This window comes from Collinsella sp. AF37-9 (genome assembly GCF_003475115.1).
Classification (GTDB): Bacteria; Actinomycetota; Coriobacteriia; order Coriobacteriales; family Coriobacteriaceae; genus Collinsella.
The window spans coordinates 1-6,763 of the sequence record NZ_QROQ01000047.1; the positions used below are offsets into that span (position 1 = coordinate 1).

Annotated in this window: 8 protein-coding genes; all 8 read left to right on the forward strand. The window is 48.7% G+C overall.

Annotation, left to right across the window (positions count from 1 at the left end):
* The first annotated feature begins 419 nt into the window (after window positions 1-419).
* Entirely contained in the window at window positions 420-1,208 is a 789-nt protein-coding gene (locus DW024_RS09660; protein WP_117790910.1) for a GntR family transcriptional regulator, read from the forward strand.
* Window positions 1,209-1,216: 8 nt separating this feature from the next.
* Entirely contained in the window at window positions 1,217-1,921 is a 705-nt protein-coding gene (locus DW024_RS09665) for a GntR family transcriptional regulator (RefSeq protein ID WP_055287651.1), read from the forward strand.
* A 214-nt stretch (window positions 1,922-2,135) separates the two neighbouring features.
* A complete protein-coding gene (locus DW024_RS09670) occupies window positions 2,136-2,552 on the forward strand; it encodes a PTS sugar transporter subunit IIA (protein ID WP_055287649.1) in 417 nt (138 codons plus the stop codon).
* Between the two features lie 13 nt (window positions 2,553-2,565).
* A complete protein-coding gene (locus DW024_RS09675) occupies window positions 2,566-3,027 on the forward strand; it encodes a PTS sugar transporter subunit IIB (protein ID WP_099432598.1) in 462 nt (153 codons plus the stop codon).
* Between the two features lie 27 nt (window positions 3,028-3,054).
* On the forward strand, window positions 3,055-3,840 hold the full coding sequence (locus DW024_RS09680; RefSeq protein WP_055310757.1) for a PTS sugar transporter subunit IIC: 786 nt from the start codon (window positions 3,055-3,057) through the stop codon (window positions 3,838-3,840).
* Window positions 3,827-4,657: a PTS system mannose/fructose/sorbose family transporter subunit IID gene (locus tag DW024_RS09685; RefSeq protein ID WP_055310758.1), complete on the forward strand. Its 831-nt coding sequence runs from the start codon at window positions 3,827-3,829 to the stop codon at window positions 4,655-4,657. Before DW024_RS09680 ends, DW024_RS09685 begins: the two co-directional genes overlap by 14 nt.
* 48 nt (window positions 4,658-4,705) lie before the next feature.
* On the forward strand, window positions 4,706-5,704 hold the full coding sequence (locus DW024_RS09690; protein ID WP_055310759.1) for an SIS domain-containing protein: 999 nt from the start codon (window positions 4,706-4,708) through the stop codon (window positions 5,702-5,704).
* 30 nt (window positions 5,705-5,734) lie between these two features.
* Entirely contained in the window at window positions 5,735-6,619 is an 885-nt protein-coding gene (locus DW024_RS09695; RefSeq protein ID WP_118377593.1) for a PfkB family carbohydrate kinase, read from the forward strand.
* The last annotated feature ends 144 nt before the right edge of the window (window positions 6,620-6,763 follow it).

The window sequence follows — 6,763 nt, forward strand, 5'->3', positions numbered from 1 at the left end:
ACCACCCGCTCACCACGCGTCGTTACTATCACCAGATGAATTACTAAAGCAGCTTTCAGCGGTCGTTATTTTGCTCGGAAATTATTCGTTATGTTGCGTTCGTAAAACAATGCAAACAAATGTCGCAGTCTCGTTCTAGGGAGCCATGCCGTAGCTGGCCGCTTGAGGTCGTATTTGCTTGGACTCGACCATGCGGCTCGTTGGCATTTCACGGTAGCGACTTCAAGGCGAAATGGGGCATTTTTGCCAAATGCCCCTCTTGTTTGCGCCACAAGTGGCATTCGACACCTTCATATGGAGTGTTTGATATTGTAGACGGTTCAAAAATAAGATTGAACCGTCTATTTCTTTCAAAATAATACGTAATAGGTTATCTTATAACGTATAGAAGTTTCATAGAATGTTATACGGAGAACGTTATGATTAACCCGACTAGTGCTGTGCCGCTATATGTACAAGTAGCTGATGATTTGCGCCGCCGTATTGAGATGGGCGAGTTTTCCGAAAGTGGCGTGTTGCCTAGCGAAAATGGTTTTTGCGAAGAATACGAGGTTAGCCGTGCGACGATACGGAAGGCAATTCAAACTCTTGTGGATGACGACGTGCTTGATACGCGTCATGGCAAGGGCACATTTATCCGGCAGCCTAAAATCGTCTCGAGCTTGAGCACGTTTAAGGGTTTCACTTATTTTTGCCATGAAAATAATATCGAAACCTCGTCTCGTGTTCTCGCTCTTCAGGAGGTCGAGCCGCCCGTTGCCGTCCGTCGTCATTTGCGAATGGAAGAGAATGAATCTGCGGTTTACCTCAAACGCGTGAGGTCAATTAACCACATAAATGCAATGATTGAACATATTTATCTTCCAGTAAAGAACTTCGGGTTTTTACTGGGTGTCGATATGGAGAACGCATCACTTTATGAAACGATTGAGAGAGAGACGGGGCTGCGACTAGAGGATAATTGTTTCCCGTCTATTGTGCTTGAAGCAGGGCTTGCTACGGATGAGGAGAAGCGCATCCTTAATATCGCAGGAGAAGCTGCGATGTTTATATTGAGTGAGACCGTTTATATGAGCACTGGTAAGCCAGTGCACTTTACTAAGCAGGTGATGTTGGGTGATTATTTCAAATACTTCTTTTCGATTAAGGCTAATCAACTCGGCATCAATTGGCGGGGACTTGAAGCCGTTGAGTGTAGAAAGCAATAGGTTGAATAATGGTTAAAGTGGAGAGCGCTGTTCCATTGTATAAGCAGATCGTTCACGATCTTGTGAGTCGAATAGAAAGTGGCGTATATAGCGAAGGGGATAAGCTTCCTACTGAGACGGAGCTTATGGAGGAATATGGCGTTAGTCGTATTACTGTTCGATCGGCAATCAAGGAACTAGAGGATGCCGATATCGTTGAGCGCACGCGAGGGAAAGGGACTTTTGTTACCACGACACGCAATGCCTATGCAGCCGATGACCAGGAAAGCTTCACCCATTCCTGCATTCAAGAAAATAAAAAGCCTTCTACCGTAGTGCTCGAAGTAGCTTGGATTTATCCTACGCTGCGCGACGTGCGTTTTCTTCAGGTCCAGGAGGACGAGAATATTCTTCAGACTAGACGTTTGCGCTTAGTCGATGGCGTGCCAACGATGTTGGAAACCAATAGCTACACTCCTTCTCTTGCCTTTTTGGAACATGAAGATTTATCGGGTTCTCTACTTGAGGTGCTGGGAAGACGCCATATCGAACTTGGCAATAACGAGCGAACGTTGCAGGTGTGCTTTGCAAGTGCTTACGAGGCAGAACATTTGAATGTAAAGCCGGGATCTGCCCTTTTATTATTTGTAGATAAGCGTTGCAGCGCGCAGGGAGTGCCATTGTTTATTTCGCGGCAGGTGTACTGCACTGAGCGCTTAAAGTTTTATCTCTAGCGAAAGCCAAACCCCGGATCTTTCTTAACCGAATAACAAGAGATTGAAAACGCCCCGACAAAGGGGCGTTTTTTTGCCGTTTACGGGCGAATTATTACCGCTTAGGAAGCTTGATTGATCTGTCTTGACAAAGCGAAAGTTTCGAGGATACTGTAGATAACAATACAAAATATAACGTTCTATTAACAGATGATTGACTGAGATTGGGAGATAAATGAGGAAGTTGCTCTTGGCCAGCCATGGGCCACTTGCTAGAGCGATGCGTGAAACGCTCCAGCTATTTTGCGGTGAAGATCCTCGCGTTAAGGTGCTATGCGCATATGTCGATGAGGACACGATGGATGTAAACGAGTTGATAGATTTTTGGGACCGTTCTCGCGACCCAGCAGACCAGTGGATTGTCATCACTGATGTCTATGGTGGGTCAGTGAATAACGCTTTTATGGAAAGGTTGGGTGACGATTCTCTAAGGCTCATTGCCGGCATGTCGCTACCACTAGTGCTCGAAGTGTTTTCGAAATTGAGCACACTTGATGACGCCGAGCTCGCTGCATTGGTTTCAAGTGTCCGCCAAAAGGGCACATGCCTATGTTCGCTGCCAAATTCGGTAGAAGAAGACGAGGATTTTTGAGAAAGGAACAAAGATGATTAAGCTGCTGAGAGTTGACCATCGCTTGCTTCATGGTCAGGTTGCCATGACTTGGACGCAAGAGCTTGACACCAATTGCATTTTGATTGCCTGCGATGCGGTTGTGAAAGATGACGTGCGCAAGACGACGCTTAAGCTGGCACGTCCGGCAGGCGTCAAATTGGTTATCAAATCGGTCGATGATTCTATCGAGGCTCTTAGGAGCGGTGTGACCGATAAGTACCGTTTGTTCATTGTCGTTGAAAGCATCGAAGATGCTTACCGCCTGGCAAAGGGCTACAGCGAAATCGAGCATATCAACATTGGAGGAACGAAGCCGCGTGAGGGTGCAGATGTACGCCTATCTTCAACGGTTTTCGCTACCGATCGCGACGTGGAGCTTCTACATGAGCTCAGTGATGCCGGAATCGAGGTGGAGATCAGGCAGGTACCTAGAGACGAGAAGATTTTGATTTAAGCACATACAATAGAAAGGGGATCCCTCATGTTGACTCAAGCGATCCTTATCGGCCTCGTCGCAATGTGCGTGACATTTGAGTGGGCACTTGGCACTTGCCTTGCTTCTCGCCCGATTGTCACGGGCGTCCTCATCGGTCTTGTGATGGGTGATTTGCAGACGGGCATTATTGTCGGCGCCACGCTTGAAATGGTGTTCATTGGATCGGTTACCATCGGGGCGGCCGTTCCGCCTGACGTTATCACCGGTGGTATTTTGGGCACTGCCTTTGCAATTTCGACGGGTCAAGGCGCTGAAGTTGCGCTGACACTCGCTTTCCCGATTGCGTCGCTTTATCTCATCATTGATAACGCGCTTACGCTGATCGTGATGCCGTTTTTCGTCCATAAAGCGGACGACTGCGTGGCAAAGGGCGACCTCAAAGGTATGGAGCGGATGCATCTGCTTGGTGGATTCATCGTCAAATCGCTTCCTCGCTTTTTCGTGTGCTCCCTTGCTTTCTATCTCGGAACGCCGGTTATGAACGCGGTGCTTAACGCAATTCCCGAGTTTGTAAGTAACGGCCTGGTTATTGCGGGTGGATTCATCCCTGCGCTCGGCATTGCACTGCTCGCTTCAATGATTGTCAACAAGCAGACTGCTATTTTCTTCGTGCTCGGGTTTGCGCTCTGTGCCTACATGAGCATTCCAATCCTTGGTATTGCCATCATTGGGCTTTGCCTCGCAGTAATCCTCGTGGTGGTCCAGCCAAACTTCATTGCTCAGACGCCACAGCTTAGTTCGGAAGGGAGCTTCGACGATGACGACTTCTAATGACACCAGTTCCAACAAGATTACAAAGCGTGATCTAAAATCGGTATTTTTCCGTTCGCTTACGATGGAGTACTCCTGGAACTACGAGCGCCAGCAGCACATGGGATACTGCTTCTCCATGCTTCCCATCATTCGTCGCGTGTATAAGAATAAGGATGACCAGGCTGCTGCTGCTAAGCGTCACATGGAGTTCTTCAACACCACTCCTTATGTCTCAACATTAATTCTGGGCATTTCGGCAGCGATGGAAGAGGCAAACGCTAACGAAGAGGATTTTGACGAATCCTCCATCAACAGCGTAAAGGCCGCTCTTATGAGCCCGCTGGCCGGCATCGGTGACTCTCTGTTCTGGGGAACGTTGCGTGTCATCGCCACTGGCTTGGGTGTGTCGCTTGCTATGCAGGGTAACATTCTCGGCCCGCTTCTCTTCCTTGTCGTATTCAATGTTCCGCATTATCTGATTCGTTGGTTCTGCCTTAAATGGGGCTATGGATTCGGAACCAGTTTCTTGAGCAAGATCGAGAAATCTGGTCTTATGCCAAAGCTCACTATGGGGGCTGCAATTCTCGGTCTTATGGTTATCGGCGCTATGGTGCCCAACCTTGTATCGGTCAGCGTGGCTGGTTCTCTCGGTACCGGCGACAGTGCGCAGACTATCCAAAGCATCATCGACGGTATCATGCCGAGCCTGCTGCCGCTGCTTGTGACACTTGGAGTTTACGAACTCGTCCAGCACAAGGTCAAAATTGCTTGGATTCTCGTTATTCTCATGGCGGTTGGTATCGTCGGCTCCTTCTTCGGAGTGTTTGCAATCTAAATGGTTGATTTCGCCGTCTGGCCCAATTGAATTAGAAAGGTATATCTCATGGTTTCATTTGATGAACAGGCAATTCTCGATAACGGTGCTTATATCTACAATCAACGTGCCGAAATTGAACGCATTGCTGACGAAATTTGCGAAAAGGGTTTCGATTCGATTTTCTTCACCTCGTCAGGTGGCTCGCTTGCGATGATGCAGCCGTTTGACTATATGGTTTCTGTTATGTCCGATATTCCCGTCCAGTCCCAAGTTTCGGCAGATTTCCTCACGGTTGGCAATCGGCGCATCGGTAAGGGGACCTTGGCGTTCATGGCGTCCAAGTCGGGCGACACCAAAGAGACGGTCGCGGCGGCAAAGGCGGCAAAAGACGCAGGCTGCACCATTGTCTCTACGCTTGGCGTGGACGGTTCACCGCTTGGTGAACTTTCCGATTATGGAGTGATCTATAAGCAGGGTCGTCCTATGGAGCTCGTGCTGTACCTTCTGATTGGAAAGATTCTCAAGAACAGGGGCTTTTTCGATGACTACGATCGCTTCGCTGATGAGCTTGTGAATCTCCCTGCTGCTCTCGTTTCCGTCGGCAAGAACGCTGACGAGATGGCTCGCGCATATGCTCTGAAGCACAAGGACGACCCGTATCAGATCTGGATCGGTTCTGGCAATCTGTGGGGCCCCACGTATTCGTTTGCCATGTGTGTGCTCGAGGAGTCCCAATGGCTGCGCACCAAATCCGTTACATCGCCTGAGTTCTTCCATGGCACTATCGAACTTGTTGAGCCGGGCGTTTGTGTCGCGCTCGCAATGACGGAGGCGCAGACTAGGCCTCTTGATGAGCGCGTTGCACGCTTCTGTAAGCAATATGCGGATGATTTCACCGTATTCGATACACATGATTATGAGTTGCCGGGTATCAGTGATGAATTCCGCTGGATGCTTTCTCCGGTGGTGCTCAATGCCATTCTCTCGCGTGTGAGCAAGAATTTCGAGGAAATTCGTGACCATTCGCTCGACATCCGCCGTTATTACCGCAAGGTCGAGTACTAATAAAGACCGTACGTGATGGGAGGCGTTGAGGTGAAAATCGCAGCAATTGGTGACAACGTTATTGATCGCTATCTCAACAAAGGCGTTATGTATCCTGGTGGCAATGCCGTAAACGTCGCTGCCCATGCAAGCATGCTTGGCGCACAGGCTGCGTATATTGGGGAGATCGGCAACGACCTGGGAGGGCGAATAATCACCGATGCCCTTTCTTCGCTGAACGTTGACCTTTCGCAATCATCTATGCCTGAAAAAGCGACAACCAAGACTTGCGATGTAAATGTTTACGACGGTGAACGTGTCGAAGTTGGTTACGATACAGGGGCTTGCTGGGCGCACAAAACCCACATCAACGATTCTGATGTCAAGTTTCTTCAGGGATTCGATGCGGTTTTTACCAGCGTCAATGCAAAGCTGCAGGATGATGTGCACCTAGTTCAAGATCTTCCCGCTGTGGCGGTTTACGACTTTTCCGTTAAAGATAAGTATCGAACCGACGCATATTTCGATCTTGTTTGCCCTGCTACAACCCTTGGTCTGTTTTCCTGTTCCGGCGAGAGCGATCAACAGATTCAAGTTCTATTGAAGAGGGCCATAGAGCATGGTTGTCGCTACACGATTGCTACACGGGGATCTACGGGGCCTGTGTTCTTTGACGGTTCCCGATGGTACCAGGGAAATATAAGACCCGTAGATGCGCTTGACACCATGGGCGCGGGAGATTCGTATATCACTGCGTTTGTTGTGAGCTGTCTCTCGCATGGCTGGAGTAAAAAGCAACCGCTCGATGTGGGGATCATTCGGGATGCAATGGAGTTCGCTGCTAACTATTCAGCTAAAAATTGCCTTAAACCCGGCGGCTTTGGATTCGAGCATAAACTCGCCGAGATGAAAGACAGTCAGGTCCCCCTTTCCTAGAAGGGTTTTTATTTAGACCATTAAGTATTAATACGTAACAAAATGACAAGTTGTCATTGGAACGAATTTCGTTCTATTAAACGAAGGGATAATTGCTATGTTCAATTTCGATGAGCCTCGTTACGAGAAGGTTGTGAGCGATGC

What these genes read in the sequence shown, in the direction of transcription:
- DW024_RS09660 (WP_117790910.1), top strand. Translation starts at nt 420, where the DNA reads ATGATTAACCCGACTAGTGCTGTGCCGCTATATGTACAAGTAGCTGAT.
- DW024_RS09665 (WP_055287651.1), top strand. Translation starts at nt 1,217, where the DNA reads ATGGTTAAAGTGGAGAGCGCTGTTCCATTGTATAAGCAGATCGTTCAC.
- DW024_RS09670 (WP_055287649.1), top strand. Translation starts at nt 2,136, where the DNA reads ATGAGGAAGTTGCTCTTGGCCAGCCATGGGCCACTTGCTAGAGCGATG.
- DW024_RS09675 (WP_099432598.1), top strand. Translation starts at nt 2,566, where the DNA reads ATGATTAAGCTGCTGAGAGTTGACCATCGCTTGCTTCATGGTCAGGTT.
- DW024_RS09680 (WP_055310757.1), top strand. Translation starts at nt 3,055, where the DNA reads ATGTTGACTCAAGCGATCCTTATCGGCCTCGTCGCAATGTGCGTGACA.
- DW024_RS09685 (WP_055310758.1), top strand. Translation starts at nt 3,827, where the DNA reads ATGACGACTTCTAATGACACCAGTTCCAACAAGATTACAAAGCGTGAT.
- DW024_RS09690 (WP_055310759.1), top strand. Translation starts at nt 4,706, where the DNA reads ATGGTTTCATTTGATGAACAGGCAATTCTCGATAACGGTGCTTATATC.